This is a genomic window from Cedecea sp. B1(4) (assembly GCF_059414925.1).
The window spans coordinates 132,736-154,625 of record NZ_JCAHMZ010000003.1 but is presented as its reverse complement, the minus strand read 5'-3'; the positions used below and the strand labels follow the sequence as shown (position 1 = coordinate 154,625).

Annotated in this window: 20 protein-coding genes; 13 read left to right on the top strand and 7 right to left on the bottom strand. The window is 55.3% G+C overall.

The window, feature by feature from the left end:
- Positions 1-93 precede the first annotated feature (93 nt).
- Positions 94-1,581, bottom strand: a complete 1,488-nt coding sequence (locus tag ACR6JA_RS08235; protein ID WP_494493863.1) for a UxaA family hydrolase — start codon at positions 1,579-1,581, stop codon at positions 94-96.
- A gap of 7 nt (positions 1,582-1,588) precedes the next feature.
- Positions 1,589-3,001, bottom strand: coding sequence for a glucuronate isomerase (uxaC, locus tag ACR6JA_RS08230; protein WP_494493862.1), 1,413 nt, complete (start codon positions 2,999-3,001; stop codon positions 1,589-1,591).
- 375 nt (positions 3,002-3,376) lie between these two features.
- On the opposite strand from uxaC, the gene ACR6JA_RS08225 reads away from it, so the two are divergent.
- From ACR6JA_RS08225 to ACR6JA_RS08175, 11 genes are all read left to right on the top strand, one after another.
- Positions 3,377-4,678, top strand: a complete 1,302-nt coding sequence (locus tag ACR6JA_RS08225) for an MFS transporter (RefSeq protein ID WP_494493861.1) — start codon at positions 3,377-3,379, stop codon at positions 4,676-4,678.
- Between the two features lie 109 nt (positions 4,679-4,787).
- On the top strand, positions 4,788-5,564 hold the full coding sequence (gene exuR, locus ACR6JA_RS08220; protein ID WP_494493860.1) for a transcriptional regulator ExuR: 777 nt from the start codon (positions 4,788-4,790) through the stop codon (positions 5,562-5,564).
- A gap of 319 nt (positions 5,565-5,883) precedes the next feature.
- On the top strand, positions 5,884-6,546 hold the full coding sequence (gene yqjA / locus ACR6JA_RS08215; protein ID WP_008460467.1) for a DedA family general envelope maintenance protein YqjA: 663 nt from the start codon (positions 5,884-5,886) through the stop codon (positions 6,544-6,546).
- A 9-nt stretch (positions 6,547-6,555) separates the two neighbouring features.
- Positions 6,556-6,933 (top strand): EnvZ/OmpR regulon moderator MzrA, encoded by a 378-nt coding sequence (mzrA, locus tag ACR6JA_RS08210; RefSeq protein WP_166867124.1) that lies wholly within the window; start codon positions 6,556-6,558, stop codon positions 6,931-6,933.
- A gap of 173 nt (positions 6,934-7,106) precedes the next feature.
- Positions 7,107-7,475, top strand: a complete 369-nt coding sequence (locus ACR6JA_RS08205; protein ID WP_213714671.1) for a DUF1090 domain-containing protein — start codon at positions 7,107-7,109, stop codon at positions 7,473-7,475.
- Between the two features lie 50 nt (positions 7,476-7,525).
- Positions 7,526-7,831 (top strand): ElaB/YgaM/YqjD family protein, encoded by a 306-nt coding sequence (locus ACR6JA_RS08200; protein WP_008460461.1) that lies wholly within the window; start codon positions 7,526-7,528, stop codon positions 7,829-7,831.
- 1 nt (position 7,832) lies between these two features.
- Positions 7,833-8,231 (top strand): phage holin family protein, encoded by a 399-nt coding sequence (locus ACR6JA_RS08195; protein WP_008460458.1) that lies wholly within the window; start codon positions 7,833-7,835, stop codon positions 8,229-8,231.
- A complete protein-coding gene (locus ACR6JA_RS08190; RefSeq protein ID WP_008460455.1) occupies positions 8,228-8,518 on the top strand; it encodes a YqjK-like family protein in 291 nt (96 codons plus the stop codon). Before ACR6JA_RS08195 ends, ACR6JA_RS08190 begins: the two co-directional genes overlap by 4 nt.
- Before the next feature lie 247 nt (positions 8,519-8,765).
- The gene (locus ACR6JA_RS08185) at positions 8,766-9,158 is read left to right on the top strand and encodes a DoxX family protein (RefSeq protein WP_166877187.1); all 393 of its coding nucleotides are present in this window, start codon (positions 8,766-8,768) and stop codon (positions 9,156-9,158) included.
- 73 nt (positions 9,159-9,231) lie between these two features.
- Positions 9,232-10,224 carry a glutathione S-transferase family protein gene (locus ACR6JA_RS08180; RefSeq protein WP_166993361.1) on the top strand — a complete coding sequence of 331 codons (993 nt, stop codon included), beginning with the start codon at positions 9,232-9,234 and terminating at the stop codon, positions 10,222-10,224.
- A 104-nt stretch (positions 10,225-10,328) separates the two neighbouring features.
- Positions 10,329-10,700 carry a DUF805 domain-containing protein gene (locus tag ACR6JA_RS08175; RefSeq protein WP_008460449.1) on the top strand — a complete coding sequence of 124 codons (372 nt, stop codon included), beginning with the start codon at positions 10,329-10,331 and terminating at the stop codon, positions 10,698-10,700.
- Between the two features lie 51 nt (positions 10,701-10,751).
- Here the strand turns inward: ACR6JA_RS08175 and mpl are convergent, their stop codons facing one another.
- Entirely contained in the window at positions 10,752-12,137 is a 1,386-nt protein-coding gene (gene mpl / locus ACR6JA_RS08170) for a UDP-N-acetylmuramate:L-alanyl-gamma-D-glutamyl-meso-diaminopimelate ligase (RefSeq protein ID WP_494493859.1), read from the bottom strand.
- 175 nt (positions 12,138-12,312) lie between these two features.
- On the opposite strand from mpl, the gene fbp reads away from it, so the two are divergent.
- The gene (gene fbp / locus ACR6JA_RS08165; protein ID WP_008460446.1) at positions 12,313-13,311 is read left to right on the top strand and encodes a class 1 fructose-bisphosphatase; all 999 of its coding nucleotides are present in this window, start codon (positions 12,313-12,315) and stop codon (positions 13,309-13,311) included.
- A gap of 48 nt (positions 13,312-13,359) precedes the next feature.
- Here fbp and ACR6JA_RS08160 read toward each other — a convergent pair whose 3' ends face one another.
- Entirely contained in the window at positions 13,360-14,913 is a 1,554-nt protein-coding gene (locus ACR6JA_RS08160; protein WP_494493858.1) for a methyl-accepting chemotaxis protein, read from the bottom strand.
- Between the two features lie 283 nt (positions 14,914-15,196).
- Here ACR6JA_RS08160 and ppa point away from each other — a divergent pair, with 283 nt between their 5' ends.
- Complete coding sequence (ppa, locus tag ACR6JA_RS08155; protein WP_008460444.1) at positions 15,197-15,727, top strand: inorganic diphosphatase; 531 nt, start codon at positions 15,197-15,199, stop codon at positions 15,725-15,727.
- A 119-nt stretch (positions 15,728-15,846) separates the two neighbouring features.
- On the opposite strand, the gene ACR6JA_RS08150 is transcribed toward ppa, so the two are convergent.
- From ACR6JA_RS08150 to tamA, 3 genes are read right to left on the bottom strand one after another with little or no spacing between them, the layout of a single operon-like run.
- A complete protein-coding gene (locus tag ACR6JA_RS08150; protein WP_008460443.1) occupies positions 15,847-16,191 on the bottom strand; it encodes a gamma-glutamylcyclotransferase family protein in 345 nt (114 codons plus the stop codon).
- 2 nt (positions 16,192-16,193) lie between these two features.
- Positions 16,194-19,970 carry an autotransporter assembly complex protein TamB gene (gene tamB, locus ACR6JA_RS08145; RefSeq protein WP_494493857.1) on the bottom strand — a complete coding sequence of 1,259 codons (3,777 nt, stop codon included), beginning with the start codon at positions 19,968-19,970 and terminating at the stop codon, positions 16,194-16,196.
- The gene (gene tamA, locus ACR6JA_RS08140; protein WP_008460440.1) at positions 19,967-21,703 is read right to left on the bottom strand and encodes an autotransporter assembly complex protein TamA; all 1,737 of its coding nucleotides are present in this window, start codon (positions 21,701-21,703) and stop codon (positions 19,967-19,969) included. Before tamA ends, tamB begins: the two co-directional genes overlap by 4 nt.
- Positions 21,704-21,890: the final 187 nt, after the last annotated feature.

The window sequence follows — 21,890 nt, the reverse complement described above, 5'->3', positions numbered from 1 at the left end:
ACCCTAACCCTCTCCCTAAAAGGGAGAGGGGATAGATTGCGGACTGTTCTACGCTATTAAGTGTTTTTCTCCTCAATGCCAGAGAGAAGGCATTCATAGCGTGACGCCGCTTTTAAACAGCGCCAGCTCGCGAAAATCATTTTTCTCGTTGCAGGTTGGCGTGCCGTTCACTTTCTCAACTATCGTCTCAATAAACTGCGCCAGCAGCTCGGGCATCGTGCTGCCATGCAGCAGCCTGCCTGCGTCAAAGTCTATCCAGTGCGGTTTTTTCGCGGCCAGTTCGCTGTTAGTGGCGATTTTTAGCGTCGGCACAAAGCCGCCGTAGGGCGTCCCTCGCCCGGTACTGAACAGCACCATATGGCAGCCAGCTCCCGCCAGCGCGCTGGTGGCGACCGCGTCGTTGCCGGGTGCACTCAGCAGGTTTAAACCGGTCTGTTTTAGCCTTTCCCCGTAGCGAAGGACATCAACCACCTGGCTTTCACCGGCTTTTTGCGTACAGCCGAGGGATTTCTCCTCAAGCGTGGTGATCCCGCCCGCTTTATTCCCCGGCGACGGATTCTCGTAGATGGGCTGCTGGTGTTCGATGAAGTAGCGTTTGAAGTCGTTGACCATTGCCACGGTTTTCTCAAACGTGGCTTCGTCCCGGCAATGGCTCATCAACAGTCGTTCCGCGCCGAACATTTCCGGCACTTCCGTCAGCACCGTGGTGCCGCCGTTCGCCACCATATAGTCCGAGAACCGGCCCAGCATCGGGTTGGCCGTAATGCCGGAGAGGCCGTCCGAACCGCCGCATTCCAGCCCGAATTTCAGCTCGCTCAGTTTACCCGGTTCGCGCCTGTCGTGGCGCATGACCTCATACAAAGCGTGGAGATGCTCCAGCCCCGCTTCAACCTCATCGTCCTGCTGCTGAAGCGCCATGAAATGGACGCGTTCTGGATCGTATTCACCTAAGGTTTCGCGGAAAGCAGCGATCTGATTGTTCTCGCAGCCCAGCCCCACCACCAGCACCGCGCCCGCGTTTGGGTGATGCACCATGTTTTGCAGCATGGTGCGGGTGTTGAGATGGTCGTCCCCCAGTTGGGAGCAGCCAAACTGATGGCTGAACAGCCAGGCACCGTCGATATCCGGGGCGTTATTGGTTTCCTGTAGGAAACGGCTCAGCATCTGGCGAGCCATGCCGTTCACGCAACCGACGGTCGGCAGGATCCATAGCTCGTTACGAACGCCGACCGCGCCGTTGCTGCGCCGATAGATGTTGACTTCCCGGTCGCCAAAAGGCTCCGCCGCTGGCACGACTTCCGGCTGATAGCGGTATTCATCGACGTCATTAAGGTTGGTGCGCAGGTTATGGGAATGCAGATGCTCACCTGCGGCGACATGGCAAAGTGCGTGACCAATAGGTAAGCCGTACTTCACGACGTTTGCCCCTTCGGCAATTGGCTGGAGCGCAAACTTATGGCCGCGCGCAATCGGCTGGCGCAGCCTGACAGCTTCCGGCTGAGTACCTACCTCATCGCCTTCCGGCAGGTCCACCAACGCGACAGCAACGTTATCCAGCGCATGGATCCTGATATATCGCATCGCGGCCTCAGTTCAGCTCAATGGCAAAGTAGTCGCGGGCGTTGTTGAAACAGATGTTTTTCACCATCTCCCCCAGCAGCGGCATATCTTCAGGCACTTCCCCCGCCAGGACCCAGTGGCCAAGCATGCGGCACAGAATACGGCGGAAGTATTCGTGGCGCGTGTAGGAGAGGAAACTGCGGCTGTCGGTTAGCATACCAACGAAGCGACTCAGCAGCCCAAGCTGGGCAAGTTGGGTCATCTGCCGCTCCATGCCGTCTTTCTGATCGTTAAACCACCAGCCGGAGCCGAACTGCATTTTGCCTGGCATCCCTTCACCCTGGAAGTTACCGACCATCGTGCCAATCACCTCGTTATCCCGAGGATTGAGGCAGTAGAGAATAGTTTTCGGCAGCAGGTTTTCTTCATTTTGCTTGCTTAACAGTTTCGACAGCGGCTCGGCCAGCGGGCGATCGTTTATCGAATCAAAGCCTACATCCGGCCCCAGAAGGCGGAACTGCCGCTGGTTATTGTTGCGCAGCGCGCCGATATGGTACTGCTGCACCCAGCCGCGACGAGCGTATTCCGTGCCAAGCCAGGCCAGCACCGCCGTTTTAAATTGCGCGACTTCGGTGTCGTTAACCGCGCCGCCAGCCAGACGACGGGCAAGAATAGCATCCAGCGTGGCTTCATCCGCTTCGGCAAAGACCACCACGTCCAGCGCGTGATCGGCCACCTTACAGCCATGGGCAGCAAAATGGTCGAGTCTTTTGCTCAGCGCCGCCTGGAGGTCGCTAAAGCGACGAATATCGGTGTCGGACACGGCGGCCAGCGTCGAAATGTAGTCGGTAAACGTCGCCTGTTCGATATTAAAGGCTTTGTCCGGCCGCCAGCTCGGCAGCACTTTGATGTCGAAGCTGCCATCTTTGGCCACGGCGGCGTGGTGCGCCAGAGAATCCACCGGATCGTCAGTGGTGCCAACCATTTTCACGTTCATCTGCTGCATGATGCCTCTGGCGGTGAACGAATCCTGCTCCAGCAGGGCGTTGCACTGCTGCCAGATGTCTTCCGCCGTTATCGGCGAGAGCAGTTTGCCAGTAATACCAAACGGGCGGCGCAGCTCCAGATGCGTCCAGTGATAGAGCGGATTGCCGAGGGTATGCGGCACGGTGGCAGCCCAGGCATCAAACTTTTCACGGTCGCTGGCATCGCCGGTACACAGCCGCTCAGCCACGCCGTTAGTTCGCATCGCTCGCCACTTGTAGTGATCCCCTTTCAGCCAGATGTCATACAGGTTTTTAAAGCGATAGTTGTCGGCTATTTGCTGCGGCGGCAGGTGGCAGTGGTAATCAAAAATGGGCTGCGATTTCGCGTAGTCATGGTACAGGCGGCGGGCGAATTCAGTATCAAGAAGAAAGTCGTCAGTCATAAAGGGGGTCATAAGAGATATCCTCTGCAGATAACGGTGCTATGCATTCGCATCATAATGGCACGAAGTTATCACACCAATTTCCCTGCAACGACCTCAATTTTGCGTCAATGGTCACAAAACAAACACATGAATTCCGTCTTTATGTGCATAAAACGGACTAAATCCCGCGCCGATACTGACCTGAGAGCAAGATATAGCCCAACATTACGCGAAAATGCTTTTGTGATATCACTCAACTTATAAAGATGTATGACAAGTTATCGTTCAAACCGTCGCAGTACCTCTTGCCGGGCAACGCTTGCCCCGGCCCATGGGTGACAAGAGCAGGAACGGAGCCGATTTATCGGGAACAACGTTCACAATAAAGACGGGATGGGGTTAGAAATGCGAAAAATAAAAGGTTTACGCTGGTACATGATAGCGCTGGTGACGCTGGGCACCGTGCTGGGCTATCTGACCCGCAACACGGTGGCCGTCGCGGCGCCCACGCTGATGAGCGAACTGAATATCACCACGCAGCAATACTCGTGGATCATCGCCGCCTATTCGGCTTGTTATACCGTTATGCAGCCCGTCGCGGGCTACCTGCTCGACGTGCTGGGCACCAAAGTGGGCTACGCAGTGTTCGCCGTCGCCTGGGCTATTTTCTGTGGAGCAACCGCGCTGGCGGGCAGTTGGGGCGGCCTCGCACTTGCCCGTGGCGCAGTCGGTGCCGCCGAAGCGGCGATGATCCCCGCAGGATTAAAGGCCAGCAGCGAGTGGTTCCCCGCCAAAGAACGCTCTATTGCGGTGGGCTACTTCAACGTCGGCTCTTCCATTGGGGCAATGATTGCCCCGCCGCTGGTGGTCTGGGCCATTGTGATGCACAGCTGGCAAATGGCGTTCATGATAACCGGCGCACTGAGCTTTATCTGGGCCATGATCTGGCTGTGGTTCTACAAAAACCCCCGCGACCAGAAAAAACTCACCAGCGAAGAGCGTGAGTACATCATTAGCGGCCAGGAAGCCCAGCACCAGACCGATAACACGAAAAAGATGTCGGCGTGGAAAATTCTCCGTAACCGCCAGTTCTGGGGCATCGCCCTGCCACGCTTCCTGGCCGAACCCGCGTGGGGCACGTTCAATGCCTGGATCCCGCTGTTCATGTTTAAGGCCTACGGCTTCAACCTGAAAGAAATCGCGATGTTCGCGTGGATGCCCATGCTGTTTGCCGACTTTGGCTGCATTCTTGGGGGCTATTTACCGCCGCTGTTCCAGCGTTGGTTTGGCGTTAACCTGATTGTTTCGCGCAAGCTGGTGGTCACTATGGGGGCCATCCTGATGATTGGGCCTGGCACGATAGGCCTATTTACCAGCCCTTACGTGGCGATTGCCTTGCTCTGCGTGGGTGGATTTGCTCATCAGGCACTGTCCGGGGCGTTAATCACCCTGTCGTCCGACGTTTTTGGCCGGAACGAAGTCGCCACGGCGAACGGCCTGACGGGCATGTCAGCCTGGACCGCCAGCACCTTATTTGCCCTGGTCGTCGGCGCGCTGGCCGACACAATGGGATTCAGTCCGCTTTTCGCGGCGCTTGCCGTGTTCGATCTTCTCGGCGCGATTGTTATCTGGACGGTGCTGAAAAACCAGTCTGCCAGCGAACTTGCAGCCACTGCCCCCGCCCCGGAGGCCGTGACACAGTCTTGATGTAAAAACCGCCGCCTTCGGGCGGCAATCTCACGTTGGTTGCTAGAGCGTCACCGGGAAAAGTGGTATAACAAATTTATTCACGTACAGCCCTCTTCCGGAGCAACTTATGGATGCCGTAGAACCCCGCCGCCTTTATCAGCAGCTTGCCGCCGAATTAAAACAACGCATTGAAACCGGTGTTTATCAGGTCGGGGAAAAACTGCCTGCGGAGCGGTTTATCGCCGAAGAGAAAAACGTCAGCCGCACCGTCGTCCGCGAAGCAATCATCATGCTGGAAGTGGAAGGCTACGTTGAGGTTCGCAAGGGATCGGGCATTCACGTCATGTCTAATCAGGCAAAATACATGACCGTGCCGGATGAGCGTTTTGAGTTTGCCAATTATGGCCCTTTCGAACTGCTGCAGGCGAGGCAGCTTATTGAAAGTAATATCGCGGAGTTCGCCGCCACCCAGGTCACCAAGCAAGATATTGTGAAATTGATGGAGATCCAGGAAAAAGCGCGAAAAGAGCAAACTTACCGTGATTCTGAGTGGGATCTGCAGTTTCACGTCCAGGTTGCACTGGCTACGCAAAACGGCGCGCTGGCGACCATCGTCGAAAAAATGTGGAGTCACCGTATCTACAACCCGTACTGGAAGAAACTGCACGAACACATCGATATGCGCCCGGTAGACAACTGGTGTGATGATCACGATCAAATTCTTAAGGCCCTGATTCGTAAAGATCCACATGCTGCAAAACTGGCGATGTGGCAGCATCTGGAAAACACCCGTCAAATGCTGTTTAACGCCACCAGCGATGATTTTGAATTCAATGCTGACCGCTATTTCTTTGCAGAAAACCCGGTCATTCACCTTGATACAGCCGCAAACAGTCAAAAATAGTCATTTTTCCGGTCGAGGGTAAGCAAACCATAAATAGTGTCAGCGTTTGTAAATACCCTCGCCAGCCTCTCCCCCAGTAAGCAAAATCATTGCTCAACAAACTGCAAATACTGTGACGTATAACGCGTAGTTTTGTTACAATTAGATGCAATTTCACCGCCTGTGTGGGCTCAGCGCCATCCCGCTGTCGTTTCACGTGATATTAGTCCGACACCGCAGCACAGGCAGTGCATTGTTGTCAGCAAATAAGAATAAAAACCATGCTGCATTCTGCTCGTCCGTTTCACCGGCGGCCTAAACGAAGTGCCAGGAACCCTGAATGGAACTACTGACTCAACTGCTTTCCGCTCTCTGGAGCCAGGATTTTGAAACGCTTGCCAATCCATCGATGATTGGCATGCTCTATTTTGTGCTGTTCATGATTATATTTCTTGAGAACGGCATACTTCCGGCCGCGTTCTTACCGGGCGACAGCCTGTTGGTACTGGTCGGGGTACTGATCGCCAAAGGTGCGATGGGTTTCCCGGAAACGCTGGCGCTGTTGACCATAGCCGCGAGCCTCGGCAGCTGGCTGGGCTATATCCAGGGGCGCTGGTTGGGAAATACCCGTATTGTACAAAACTGGCTGTCGCACCTACCGGCCCATTATCACCAGCGCTCACATCAGCTTTTCCATAAGCACGGGCTGTCTGCGCTGCTCATTGGCCGCTTTATTGCTTTTGTTCGTACCCTGCTGCCAACTATTGCCGGATTATCAGGTCTTAGTAGCGCACGTTTTCAGTTCTTCAACTGGATGAGCGGCCTGCTGTGGATATTGATTCTGACCACCCTGGGTTATCTGCTGGGCAAAACGCCTGTCTTCCTGAAGTACGAAGACGCCCTGATGTCATGCCTGATGCTGATCCCGGTGGTGCTTCTGGTCATCGGTCTGGTCGGTTCGTTAATCGTGCTTTGGCGTAAAAAACGCGGCCAGAGCAGTTAGAGGGATTCGATGAAATTAGCGTTCACACGCCGCCTGAAGGCGGCGCTGCTTGTTGGGGCCCTGGCGATTGCATCGCTGATGGTGTGGTCCGGCATGCAGAATAAGGATTCCACCCTCGAAATTCGTGCCTCGCGGCAGGGCGGGAGTATTCCCGACGGCTTTTATGTCTGGCACCACCTGGATGCCAACGGTATACGCTTTAAAAGCATTACGCCGCTCAATAACACGCTATTGGTCACGTTTGATTCCAGCGCGCAGAGTGAGGCGGCGAAAGAAGTCCTCAACCGCACACTGCCTCAGGGGTATGTCATTGCCCAGCAGGACGGCGATAAAGATGCGCTAGCCTGGCTCTCTATTCTGCGCCCTGACCACAACCACCTCGGCTGACCCCTTCTTTCAGTCTGAATTTGCTATCATCTTCTAGGTTTTTAGCAGATTCATGACTATGCTTTAGCTGTTTTTACTACGCTTTATCTGCGCTTTTTCGACACTCTGGAACGACGCATGGAGTATGATCGTCTGATACTTTTATGATTCGTCTTACAATGGAAGGTTTAACCATGAATTACCGCACCGTACTGGCTCTTGCTTTACTCACGCTAACCTCTGCCGCACAGGCAAATACCTTGTGCAACGAGAAAGAGCAGGATATTCAACGCGAGATTGGCTATGCGGAAAAACATAATAATCAGCACCGTATTGATGGCCTGAAAAAGGCCCTGAGTGAAGTGCGCGCCAACTGCAGCGACACTAGCCTGCGTGCGGAGCACCAAAAGAAGATAGCCAAACAAAAAGCGGAAGTCGAAGAGCGTAAAGCCGATCTCATCGAAGCCCGTCAGAAGGGTGACCCGGACAAAATCACCAAACGCGAGAAAAAACTTGCGGAAGCAGAAGATAGCCTCAAAGCTTTAGAGAAGCGTGATTACTGATTGTGTAGTCGCAGACTTTAAGGATCCATCTCAAACACTCGGAGAGAACTATGTCAAAAGATACTACGTCAGAACATTTACGCGCTGAGTTGAAATCCCTGGCAGATACGCTTGAAGAAGTCCTGAGTGCGTCCACGGACAAGTCAAAAACTGAACTGGACAAACTGCGTGCCAAAGCGGAAAAAACGCTAAAAGAGAGCCGGGATCGCCTGGGTGAAACCAGCGAAGCCATCGCCAAACAAACCCGTGAAGCGGCCGCCAAAGCGGATGATTATGTTCGCGAGAACCCTTGGACCGGCGTAGGCATTGGTGCGGCGGTAGGCGTCGTGCTGGGTGTGCTGCTGGCACGTCGCTAAGATGGCGGATTCTCACCAAAGTCAAGGGCCGGGCAAAAGCGTACTCGGCGTTGGCCAGCGGCTGGTGACGATTCTGGTCGGCATGGTCGAAACGCGCGTGCGTCTTGCCGTCGTCGAACTGGAAGAGGAAAAAGCGCACATCGTTCAGCTGCTGCTGATGCTGGGTCTGACCATGCTGTTCGCTGCCTTTGGCTTAATGAGCCTGATGGTGCTGATTATCTGGGCCGTTGATCCGCAGTATCGTCTTAACGCCATGATTGCTACCACCGTCGTCCTGCTGTCGCTGGCATTGATCGGCGGTATCTGGACGCTGCGGAAGTCCCGTCAATCAACCCTGCTGCGCCACACCCGGCGCGAGCTGGAAAACGACAGGGCCCTGCTGGAAGAGGATAAGCGATGAGCGATGCCGAACGTGATAAACGTAAAGCCTATCTACTCAGTCAGGTTCAGCAGCAGCGGCTCGATCTCAGCGCCGCAAAACGCGACTGGCTGCAGGTCACCAGCCCCTACGATCGCGGCTGGAACACCTTAGTCAGCCTGCGTAGCTACGCGATGATCGCCAGCAGCGTGTTGGCAATCTGGACGGTGAAGCACCCAGGTAAGTTCATGCGCTGGGCCAAACGAGGATTTGGCGCCTGGAGCACCTGGCGGCTGATTCGTAACACGCTTAACACGCCTTCGCGCTAAACTTAAACACCGCCTCTGGCGGTGTTTTTATTTCTGCCCCTTCTCTTCCATACCTCGTATTTTTACTTTCCTGACTTAGTTTCCTCAGGATATTTGAAGAACTTAGACAGTTTTCCTTGCTAACAATCTTTTTTCACCCCGTCTATTATCCTCCCCATCGACAGCAAACATCGGTAATCACTGGAGTTTGCACACCTTTTAAGCCCTGGCCGAGAACGCCGGAAAAAAAGAACCGCTGGAGAGAAAAATGAAAAAATTAGAAGATGTTGGCGTACTGGTTGCTCGTATTCTGATGCCAATCCTGTTTATTACCGCTGGCTGGGGCAAAATCACCGGTTATGCAGGCACACAGCAGTACATGGAGGCCATGGGCGTGCCGGGTGCACTGCTCCCGCTGACCATTCTGCTTGAGTTCGGCGGCGGTCTGGCCATTCTGTTCGGCTTCCTGACTCGCACAACCGCGCTGATTACCGCGCTGTTTACCGTGCTGACTGCGTTACTGTTCCACAGCAACTTTGCTGAAGGCGTGAACTCCATTATGTTCATGAAAAACCTCACCATCGCAGGTGGCTACCTGTTGCTGGCGGTCTTCGGCCCAGGCGCAATCAGCCTTGACCGCGTCCTGAATAAAAAATGGTAAGCGTTCTATACTGATGAACACCGAGAAAGCGAAGACACCGTCTTCGCTTTTTTGCTATTGAGGAGGAGAAAAAATGGGACAACTCATCGACGGCGTCTGGCATGACGTCTGGTACGACACCAAATCGACCGGCGGCCGCTTTAAACGCTCTGAATCCGCCTTCCGCAACTGGCTGACTGCCGACGGCGCAGCGGGCCCCTCCGGCAAAGCAGGATTCGCCGCAGAGAAAGATCGCTATCATCTCTATGTATCTCTCGCATGCCCCTGGGCGCACCGGACGCTTATCGTGCGTAAGTTAAAAGGCCTTGAGCCCTTTATTTCCGTTTCCGTCGTTAACCCGCTGATGCTGCAAAACGGCTGGACGTTCGCGGAAAATTTCCCGGAGGCAACCGGCGACACGCTTTACCACCATGAGTTCCTCTACCAGCTTTACCTGCAGGCCGATCCTCATTACACGGGCCGCGTGACGGTGCCCGTACTTTGGGATAAGAAAAACCAGACGATCGTCAGCAACGAGTCCGCAGAAATCATTCGGATGTTTAATACGGCCTTTGATGCCCTGGGTGCGCGTCCCGGCAACTATTACCCCGACGAGCTAAAAGGCGAGATTGATGAGCTGAACGGGTGGATTTATGACACGGTGAATAACGGCGTATACAAAGCAGGCTTTGCCACTTCTCAGGAAGCCTACGATGAAGCCGTTGAAAAAGTCTTTATCTCCCTGGCGCGTCTGGAGCAAATTCTTGGTCAGCATCGCTACTTAACCGGCCCGCAGCTAACCGAGGCAGACATTCGCCTGTGGACGACCCTTGTGCGTTTTGACCCGGTATATGTCACCCACTTCAAGTGCGATAAATACCGCATCAGCGACTACCCAAATCTTTACGGCTTCCTGCGCGATATCTATCAGTTACCCGGCGTCCGTGAAACGGTAAGTTTCCCGCATATCCGTACCCACTATTATTGCAGCCATAAAACTATCAACCCAACCGGCATCATTTCCATCGGCCCTGCACAAGATTTAGACGAGCCGCACGGGCGAGATGAGCGGTTTAGGAAGAGTTAAGAATATTCAGCACAACAACGATTTACGGCCTATGCATTCACGACTATTCTTGAATCGATCGCTTCCCGTTCAGGTGATTGTCGGATAATCAAGGCAGGCCTTAGATGGATTGGTATTTCAAAGCATTAAGAAATTATATTGGGTTTGGCGGGCGGGCTCGCCGCAAAGAGTACTGGATGTTTCATCTGGTGAACTTCATCCTGGCGGGCGTGCTGAGCGTGCTGGATAAAATGCTTGGGCTGCACATCGCCAAGGATGAAGGGGCGCTCACCACGATTTATACCGTTCTGGTTTTGCTGCCGCTTTGGGCCGTCCAGTTTCGCCGCCTGCACGACACCGACCGCTCAGCCTGGTGGCTGTTGCTGCTGTTAATCCCGATTGTCGGCTGGCTGATTATTCTGGCATTCAACTGCCAGGATGGCACGCCGGGAACTAACCGCTTTGGGCCAGATTCTAAGGCCCCTGAACTCTACTAAACAAAAAGGGCGTCCCGTAAGGCACGCCCTTTTTCTCAACATGCGCTGCGCTTAAAACGCCTGCTCACTCTGCTGTTCAGCTTTCTTCGCCAGACCATCCAGCAGCTTCTGATGAATACCGCCGAAGCCGCCGTTGCTCATGACCAGAATATGGTCGCCAGGCTGGGCCGTTTTCACTACCATCTCCGCGAGCGTGTCCACGTCTGCGCTCCAGTACGCTGGCTGCACGCACGCTTCCGCCACTTCAGCAACCTGCCACGGAATGTGCTGCGGCTGAAGCAGGAACACTTCGTCCGCGCGCCCCAGCGAAGGAGCCAGATCGTCTTTGCAGACGCCCATTTTCATGGTGTTAGAACGAGGTTCCAGCACGGCCAGAATGCGAGCGGTGCCGCCCACTTTCCCGCGCAGGGCAGCAAGCGTAGCCAGAATCGCCGTCGGGTGATGTGCAAAATCGTCATAAACGGTGACGCCATGCGCTTCGCCGCGCAGTTCAAGGCGGCGGCGAGCGTTCACAAAACTACCCAGCGCCTGGGCTGCGTCAGCTGGGGTAACGCCAACATGCCGGGCAGCGGCAATAGCCATCAGGCCGTTATGCATGTTGTGTTCGCCGACCAGCTGCCAGTTCACGGTGCCAACGCATTCGCCATCCAGGTAAACTTCCCACTGAGAAGCATCGGTCGTCAGCTTCTTCGCCTGCCAGTGGCCCTGATCGCCCACCAGCTCCTGCTCACTCCAGCAGCCCATCGCCAGGGTTTGCTTCAGATTGGCGTCGTTTTCCGGCCAGATAATTTTGCCCTGCCCTGGGACGATGCGTACCAGGTGATGGAACTGCTTCTGGATCGCTTTCAGATCGTCAAAGATATCCGCGTGATCGAACTCAAGGTTATTGAGGATCAGCGTCCGCGGGCAGTAATGGACAAATTTGGAGCGTTTGTCGAAGAACGCGCAGTCATATTCATCGGCTTCAATAACGAAGAAGGGGCTATCGCCCAGGCGCGCAGATACATCAAAGTTACCCGGCACTCCGCCGATAACAAAGCCAGGCTTGTAGCCACAGGCTTCAAGGATCCAGGTCGCCATACCGGCGGTGGTGGTTTTCCCGTGCGTCCCCGCCACCGCAATCACCCAGCGGTCGCGCAGCACAAAATCATGCAGCCACTGCGGGCCGGACATATACGGAATGCCCTGCTCAAGAACGGCTTCCACGCACGGATTACCGCGCGTCATCGCGTTGCCGATGATCACCAGGTCCGGGTGCGGGTCGAGCTGGCTTGCGTCATAACCTTCGATTAACGAGATCCCCTGCTCTTCGAGCAGCGTACTCATCGGTGGGTAAACATTGGCGTCCGAGCCCGTCACTTCATGCCCTAAAGAGCGTGCCAGCATCGCCAGGCCGCCCATAAAGGTGCCACAGATCCCTAGAATATGAATGCGCATACGAAACTATCCTTTCTTTGTTTGGCGCACATTCTAACCGCATGGCTGCGGAGGCGAAACGCATTTCAGGATATTCCTTATCTTGCTGGCGCGATTCACCTGTGCGCGACAATTTGAAAATTTGTTAAGATTGTTGCGATCGCTTTATCCAACATAATGATGCAGGGAAAGTGTTATGAAAACGTTAGGTGAATTTATTGTCGAAAAGCAGCATGAGTTTTCCCATGCTACCGGTGAGCTCACGGCTTTACTGTCGGCAATAAAGCTGGGCGCTAAAATCATCCACCGCGATATCAATAAGGCCGGTCTGGTCGATATCCTGGGGGCGAGCGGTGCCGAAAACGTGCAGGGCGAAGAGCAGCAAAAACTCGACCTGTTCGCGAATGAAAAACTGAAGGCAGCGTTAAAGGCGCGCGGTATTGTGGCCGGTATCGCCTCCGAAGAAGAAGACGAGATCGTGGTCTTTGAAGGCGCCGAGCAGGCAAAATATGTCGTGCTGATGGACCCGCTTGACGGATCTTCTAACATCGATGTCAACGTGTCCGTTGGCACCATTTTCTCTATTTACCGCCGTATTACGCCAGTCGGCACGCCGGTCACCGAGGAGGATTTCCTCCAGCCGGGTAACCAACAGGTTGCCGCCGGCTACGTGGTTTACGGCTCATCAACGATGCTGGTTTACACCACCGGCTGCGGCGTACACGCCTTCACCTACGACCCTTCTCTCGGCGTGTTCTGCCTGAGTCAGGAACGTATGCGCTTCCCGGAGAGAGGCAACACCTACTCCATTAACGAAGGCAACTACATTAAATTCCCGACCGGCGTGAAGAAGTACATCAAGTTCTGCCAGGAAGAAGATGCCGCCAGCAAGCGCCCGTACACCTCGCGCTACATCGGTTCACTGGTGGCGGACTTCCACCGCAACCTGCTGAAAGGCGGGATTTATCTTTACCCAAGCACCGCCAGCCACCCGGAAGGCAAGCTGCGTTTGCTGTATGAGGGCAACCCAATGGCGTTCCTCGCGGAACAGGCCGGCGGGAAAGCCAGCGACGGGAAAGAGAGAATTCTGGATATCATCCCAACCACGCTGCACCAGCGCCGCCCGTTCTTCGTCGGCACAAAACACATGGTCGATGACGTAGAGCGTTTTATTCGCGAATACCCGGACGCCTGATTTCCCCTGCACAATGCGCCTCTCCTTCCAGGGAGAGGCGTGACTCAATCAATAACGGAACGAAGCCATCGCGGCGACCAGCTGCTGCGACTGCTCTTCAAGCGAATGCGTTGCCGCAGTGGACTGCTCAACTAAAGCCGCATTTTGCTGCGCCGCTTCATCCATCTGGCTGACCGCAATATTCACCTGCTCAATACCGTGGCTTTGCTCGTTAGACGCGTTGGCAATTTCGCGAACCAGTTTAGTCATGCGCATAATTTCTTCGGCGATTTCGTCCATGGTTTCCCCGGCCTGCTGCGCCAGCTCGCTGCCCTCACCCACGTGCGTTTGCGAATCGGAAATCAATGTGCGGATCTCTTTTGCTGCCTCGGCGCTGCGGCTTGCCAGGGTACGAACTTCACCGGCGACCACGGCAAAACCACGGCCTTGTTCACCCGCACGGGCGGCTTCCACCGAAGCGTTAAGGGCCAGAATGTTAGTCTGGAAAGCGATGCCGTCGATGACGCTCAGGATGTCGGCGATACGCCCCGCGCTACCGGAAATATCTCGCATTTTCTCAATGACGTAGCACACCATTTCGCTGCCGCGGTCGGCGGTATCGGAGACGACTTTCGCCAGCTTGTGAGCCTGCTCGGCGTTATCGGCGTTTTGCTTCACCGTCGCGGTAATTTGCTCCATGCTGGCCGCCGTTTCTTCCAGCGAGGTCGCCGTGGACTCCGTACGCTGGGAAAGATTGAGGTTGCCGGCCGCCAGTTCACGGCTGCCGGTATCAATCTGGGAAGAGGCATCCCGCACACGGCTGACCGACTCCACCAGCGAAGTTCTCATCGCCACAATCGCGCTGGCAAGACGGCCAAATTCATTGTTGCCCGTTTGCGGAAGCGGTTGGGTCAGGTCGCCATCGGCCACAAACTCCAGTTGGTGAATCGCCTCATCCAGCGGCTTCAGCAGCAGGTGACGCAGCGCCAGCCAGACCAGCACAATAATCGCGGCGGTCAGCAGTGCGGCAAAAATAATAAAGCCCAGAACAAGAGTCTTGTGCAGCTGAACGGCCGCCACTTCGCTGTTTCCGCGCGTTTCACCCCAGCTCTGGAAAGCCTGCACGTCATTATCAAACTTCTGCCCCAGCGGGATCAGGCTTTTTTCCAGAAGGTCGTAATAGTCATCCGGGCTTTGCTTTTGCAGCGCGGCCAGCATCGGCGCAATACCCTGCGCCTGATAAGTACCAAAGCTTTGCGCCAGGCCGGTAAGCAGGGCGTTGCCCTGGTCGTCATTCACGCCGCTGTCGATGACGAACTTCAGGTTTTTCTGCGCCAGCCCAACTTCACCCACGATCTTCTGCGTGGCTTTTGTCGCGTCGTCCAGCATGCCGATTTCCATCTGGCGTACCGCCTGGCTTGCCTCATTGCGGGCGCGAAGCAGCAGAATATAGCCATCGCTAATACGCACCATTTGCTCACCCTGCAGGCGGTTGATGCGCTCAAGAGAAGCAGAACTTTGCTGCAGGGCATAAATGCCGATGCCGCTTACAACCAACAGCAAGAACGTCATAACCGCTAACAGCGTCAGCAGCCCCGTGCGAATCGACAAATTTCTCAACATGCTTAATTCCCGGTTTAACGATGGCTCATGAATAAAGTAGTGAGCGTGTTATCGGCAATTTTCGGAAAATGTTTAATCAATTTGCGTTATTTACGTTCGTTAAGTGCTTGTTGCCATGATGTTTAACTCAATTATGACAATGAAATGACTCAAGATTTGAGTAGCCTGAAGCGGGGCATTTGCCCCGTTGGGAGGTTCACGGTCAAAAAACAGCAAAAGACATTTAACCGCAGTTGGCTATAATATCGGGCACTTGAAATACACCAGGTTAAAGGAAACAGACATGAGCTTACTCAACGTCCCTGCGGGTAAAGATCTGCCGGAAGACATCTACGTTGTTATCGAAATCCCTGCTAACGCCGATCCAATCAAATACGAAGTAGACAAAGAGAGCGGCGCGCTGTTTGTTGACCGTTTCATGTCTACCGCGATGTTCTACCCGTGCAACTACGGTTACATCAACCACACCCTGTCTCTGGACGGTGATCCGGTTGACGTGCTGGTCCCAACTCCATACCCGCTGGAGCCAGGTAGCGTGATCCGTTGCCGTCCAGTTGGCGTTCTGAAAATGACCGACGAGTCTGGCGAAGATGCAAAACTGGTTGCGGTTCCGCACACCAAACTGAGCAAAGAGTACGATCACATCAAAGATGTGAACGACCTGCCAGAACTGCTGAAAGCGCAGATCACTCACTTCTTCGAGCACTACAAAGATCTCGAGAAAGGCAAATGGGTGAAAGTTGACGGCTGGGATAACGCCGAAGCAGCTAAAGCTGAAATCATCGCTTCTTTCGAACGCGCAGCTAAGAAGTAAGTTAGCCCGCCAGAAAGAAAAAACACCGCCCAAGGGCGGTGTTTTTGTTTCTGCCGCCCACCTCATCAGGCAGACAGGCAAAAAAACGGCCACGTGTTGGCGTGGCCGCTTAGGTGTGATTAATACTTTTCTCGATCCAGCCAGTTCCCGCTGTCGATACGGGTTAACCCCTCGACAGGACGCTGATAGACATACATCCACGCGCCGCCGTAAGGGGTCTGAATCAGCTGACGGCTGTACTCTCCCCCTTTGGTGCGCAGCGCGTCCAGCTCAGAAAGCGTAGAGGCGTCTATCCGGTAAACTTCGCCGGAGACCACGCCATCACCCGGCACGGCGCCTGGATAATGCCCAAGGCTATACAACACGTAGTTTTCCTGCGTGTGGTCGCCCAGCCACTGGGCGTTGGTCATCCAGTGGCTGTTGCCTTGTTTGCGTCGTAAACTGCCGTAAACAAATATTCGCATTGCTAAAACTCAAACTGATAGAGCAGATCTAGTGCCTGATCTACGCCAGACACCGCTTCCAGATACAGCTTAGGCATCAGACGATAACGTAACGTTAACGTCGCCAGAGAGTCAAAAATACCTACGCCATATTTAACCTGTAGACCCGGCAGTACATAGCCGCTAACCACCACCTGAGAGGAATCACCCACCCCTGCGGTGTCGAGCGCCAGATTGCTTACGCCAAACGTCTCGCCGATTTTACCCACAACCTGACCACTTTGTGCAACCCCTAGGCCCACAAGCATCGATGTCATCGCGTCGCCGTCGCTGCCGGAAGTGTCTAAGCCCTGGCCGCGAAGCAGGTAGGACAAGGCTTCCTGCTGGGACATCGCCGGGTCCGAGAATATTTCAGCTTTTGGTTCATCTGCCGGGCCGGTCACACGCACGCCAGCCGTCACGCTGTTTTCGGTCGAGTCCGGGTTACGGATGGCTTCAATATTCAGGTACGGGTTGTCCGGCGGGCCGGAGAACAGCAGCTCGCCTTTGCGGACGATAAGATCCTGCCCGTAAGCATGGAAACGTCCCTGAGGAATGTTGATCTGACCGTTGAGGCCGAGTCCCTGCTTGTCCTGCACCATTTTCAGGTCGCCGGTCAGACGTGCTTTCAGGCCGAAAGCGTCCAGCCGCACGTTGTTGCCGACGTGAATCGTCAGATTGCTGTTGATCGGGATCCCGGCAGATTTAGGGTTAATCGGCTTCAGATCTTTATCCAGCATCACTTCATCGCTGGAGACGCCCACGGCGCTGTCCGGCACATCATGCACCACAATACGCGCCCACGGCACATCAACGTTACCGTTGAGGGTAAACAGGCTTGGCGTGGCCACAAATTCAATATCCGGGGAAACGTCCAGGCGCACCATCGGCGGCACGGTAATGCGCACTTTGCTGCCCTTCGCGGCTATGCGCGCCCGCCAGTTGTCGATTTGCGTCCAGTCGGCGTCACCGCTTAACACAATCTGCCCCTGCTTCGTGCGCACCACGCCCTGCAGCGTGGAGTTCATCCCGTTAAAGTTCATGGCAATCTGGCTAGGCTGCATCTCGAACGGCATAAAGTTTCCTTCGACATCGACGCCATTAAGCTGCATTTGTCCGAACATCTGCGGCCGCTCAAGGTTGCCGCCGAGGCGTAAGTTCGCGTTCAGCGTACCGTCCGCCTTTTCGCCTTTCGAGAAGATGGCGTTGGCAATCGCCAGGGAGAAGTTGCGAATATTGACGTTGCCGCCAAGGTTACGCCGCCCCTGTGGGTCGGTGATTTGAACCTGGCCGTCGAACTGCCCGTTATTCGCCACCTTCACCAGCCAGCCAAGCTGGGCGCGGTTATTCTTCAGTTCGGCGTTGAGGTTTAGCGTGTCGAAGGCAACCGGCAAGGTATTGCCGTTCACGACCTGCGCCACTTTCACGCCGCGCCCGCTGAGCGTCACCTGGCCCTGCGGCAGGCCACCAGCTTCGCTGTCCCAGCTCACGTCGGCCTTACCGGTAAACACGCCGCTGGCCTGAGTATCCGCCGGCATCACTGGTTTAAGCATGGCAAGATCGAAGCGGTTGAGGTTTACCAGCGCCCGCCCTTTCGCCCCGGCGTCGATAGTTTGCGGCACACACAGTTCGGCATTCGGGTTTACCCAGCAGTGCGGGCCAATGGCGATTTTCTGTTCTTTATTGCGGAAGTCCAGCGTCAGCTCGCGGTTGAGCGCCCACGGTCCTACCGGCGTATCAAAACGGGTATCCGTTAACTTGCCGCGCCAACGCTCTTCGTTACGGTCGAAGCTGCCGCTCAGGTTGAGGCGCCCGGAAACAGGCTCTCCCTGAACACGCAGTTGAAGCTGGTGCTGCTTCTCATCACCTTTCGCGTCCAGCGTGACCAGATCAACCTTCACGCCCGGCTGAGCAACACGTTCTACGCGCAGGTTGAGGTTCCCGGCAATTTGGTCGCTCGATTTTACATCGCCTTTCAGCAGAACACGGGCAATCGTCAACTCCTGCCAGCGCAGGCCGTTAGCGGTCAGGTCAGCCAGCAATTGTGGCGCTTTCACGTCGCCGCGAACCTTCACGATCCCTTTCGCCGTTCCGCCTAACCCAGGCAAGGCGTTATCCAGATTTGGGGCATTGATATTTGCGTCCAGGTTGAGATCTTTTTCGCCCAGTTCGCCTTTCACGTCCACCGTATTGCGGCCCAGCTCCAGATGCAGGCCCGGCACCTTCCACTGCATGTAGCTGTTACCCTGCAGAGTGCCTTCCACATTGACCTTATTCTGCTTCACATTGCCTGCAAGCTTCAGCTCGGGAATATCCAGCTGCCAGCTGCCGCCATACAGGCTGCCCCGGGTTTTGATCTTACCGTCCAGCTTCGCGGGCCAGTCCGGGAACTGCTTCGCCGTGTTGATGCCGGCCAGCGTTAACTCCCCCTGCCAGCTGATGGCTTTGCTCCAGTCCACCAGCGCTTTCAGATCCGTATTCCCCTGTAGCGCAGCCACGCGCAGCTTATCGAGGCTAAACTGCTGTTCGTTGCCTTTGCCGTCCAGCGTGATGGTGGCAGGTGGAACCTGATCGCCCTTCACGGCGGTACTAAAGGCCAGCTTGTAGTCGGTCATTTTACCGGTCAGACGCAGTTTAAGATCGTCGGCCTGGTACTGCTTCTCGCCGGTCAGCGGCCAGGCAAGCTGCTTGCTGTCCAGTTCAACGTTGAGCGGCAGCCCGGCTTCGGCAAGTCGGGTTTTGGCATTCAACTGCATCCCCACCGGCCCTGAAAGGTTGACGCCCACTTTGAGCTCGTCGCGCAGGGCGCCGCCCACGGTCATCTTCACCTTTTCGCCTTTCAGCGGGTCGATGTTCAGCGTGCTGTTGAGCGTTAAGTCAACCGGCCAGTTGTCGCGTAGCTGCGCGCTGCCGGTGGCGTTCACCAGCCCCTGAGAGGAGTCCACATCCAACGCATCCAGCTTGAGATTGCCGTCGATGCTGCTCACTTTCAGCAGCAGCGAGTTGACCAGCAAATCCGTATCGCCGGTCAGTCGCAGGCGTGCGCCGCGAAACTCCTGAATATTCAGATTTACCGGCAAATTCACATCCGTCATTTCCGGCAGCAGCGGCTTCTCAAACAGTTGCTTCAGCGTTTCCCCAAGCGGCGCTTCTTCCGGCTGAGGGTGTTGAATTTTCGGCTCAACAATCTCTTCTTTTGCCACCTGCGCGGCCTTCGGCAACGCAATCAGCAAGCCTTCAAGCGATGTCGGGGTCAGCGTCAGGTTGCGCTGCTCCCAGGTCAGGCCGCTGGTGAAGTCCATCACCGAGACGGTGGTGTCGTCGATTTTCACGTTAACGTTATTCAACGCCACGCGGCTCAGGGTAATCGGGTACGGCGTGGAGAGGTTCAGCGGGCCGCTGTCCTCTTCCTGCACCGGGGCAGGCGGCGGCATTTTTTTCGTGTCGACCGCAACATCCACATCTTTCAGCGAGAAATCATTTACGCACAGGCTGCTGTGCCACAGGCAGTTTAGATTCACCGCAAGGTGAACCTCGCCCGCTCGCACAGCGACCCCGGGCTGCTCATAACGCAGGTTCTTTAACGTCAGATTACGCCAGCCGCCGTCAACCTGAGCGATATTCAGCCCCGGCACCCAGCGATTAGCGCCTTTAAACAGCAAATGCAGGCCTGGCGTAGTCCCCACCAGGAAACCGACCGCTGCGATCAGCAGCACAATCACAGCCAGCACCGCGAGGCTTATTTTCTTCCAGCGACTCATAGTTCAGGCCCCAAACCGATGTAAAACTGTAAACCGTGCTCTTCCTTGTCACCCACCGGTACGGCGAAGTCGAGCTTGATAGGCCCAACCGGGGACTGCCAGCGCACGCCAACGCCCGCGCCGGTTTTGAAGTTGCTGCGTTTGATGTCATTCACCGCTTCACCGGAGTCAACGAACGCCGCGCCCCACCATTTGCCGGTCACGTTGTACTGGTACTCCAGCGAGCCGGTTGCCAGCTTGGAGGCCCCCGTTAACTTGCCGTTGCTATCTTCTGGCGATATCGATTTGTATTTATAGCCACGAATACTGCGGTCGCCCCCGGCGAAGAAACGCAGATCCGGCGGCACTTTTTTGAAGTCGTTGGTTTCGATCCACCCCACGTTGCCGCGCACGACAAAGCGATGTTTTTCATACAGCGAACGTATCCAAACGTTTTGTGCCTGGAACACGCCGAAATCGACGCCGGAACCCCAGGCCGTATTAGAGACATCAATCGAGTAACGCTGTGAGTCACCCCACGTGGGCATCAGGCCCCCACGTGAGCGGGTACGGTTCAGGCTGACGCCGGGGTAAAGCAGCATGGTCGTGTTGGTGACATCTGCCTGCGTAAAGTGGTCGAGGCTCCAGCGCAGGTTAACGGCGCGTTGCCAGCCGCTGGACATATCCCAGTAGCGGGACAGCGCTACGGTGGTGGAGTCCGATTTTGTGTCGTTGAGATCGGTTCGCTTAAAACCGCCCTGGACCAGGTAATACTGCTCCAGCGGGCTTTTTAACAGCGGAACTTTGTAGCTGAAATCGAGCGTTTGCTCCGGCCCGGAAAGGCTGGTGCTGGTTGTCAGGCTGTGGCCGTAGGAGTTCATCCACGGTTTTTTCCAGCTGGCCTTCACGCGCGGCCCTACGTCCGTGGAGTAACCCACCCCGGTTTCAATTGTGTTTTCAGTGCGCGGCGTCACCACGCCCTGCAATGGCAGCACTTTAGTCTGGCGTGATTTGTCAAATTCGGGCGCCACCACTACGGAGTTAAACCAGCCGGTTGCGGACAGGCGGCGGTTAAGCTCGGCCAGATCGCTCGACTGGTAATAGTCCCCTTGCTTGAAAGGCACAAGGTTTTGCAAATACTCTTCGCGAATCTGGGAGCCCTGAAAGGTCACCGCCCCAAAGCGATAGCGCTCGCCGCTGTCGTAGTCGATATCCCAGAATGCCTGATGCCTTTCGAGAGATACACCTAGCTGGCTCTTACGGAAATCGCTGTCGAAGTAGCCCTTACGCAGCGCGATACTGGAGAGGCTTTTTTTGAAGTTATCGTAGTCAGCGTGATCGAGCACGGTACCTATTTTTGGCCGCTTGGGCAGCAATGCCAGATAGTCTTTATCCGTCCGCGCACCGCCGCGCAAAATCACATCAGTACCGCCGATTAACACGGGCTGCCCGGCGTCAACTTGTGCCAGCAAAACCTGACGCCCCCCGTTCTGCGGCGGTGGTTTAAGCGTGAAATTGATGGTGGGCTCGTAGTAGCCCAACGCCTTTAGCCCTGCGCGAATGGCGTCGTCGACGCGTGCCTGGAAGCGACGATCCGGCGTCACTTCATCGCTTTGGATGGTTGAAAGCTGAGCGCGGACGTTTTTTTGCAGTTCGCCGCTGAGTCCCTCAACCTGCAAACGCACGCTCGCGGCGTTTGCCCATGCGCTCGCCACACACAGGCTTGTAATACATAAAGTACGGATTACTGGCACGTTTTCTCCTGAATATCCTTGTTCCCACCCCTGGAAGGAAACGTCATTCCCGCTCCGCGGATTAACAAAACCCTAACATCGAGGGTTGAAAATAACTCACTAGCCTAAATCTTTCTTATATGTAATGTAGTCTGTAACTCGGATGTATTGTCTGCAATTGCAGGTCTGATGACAACCGCTCGCTTTT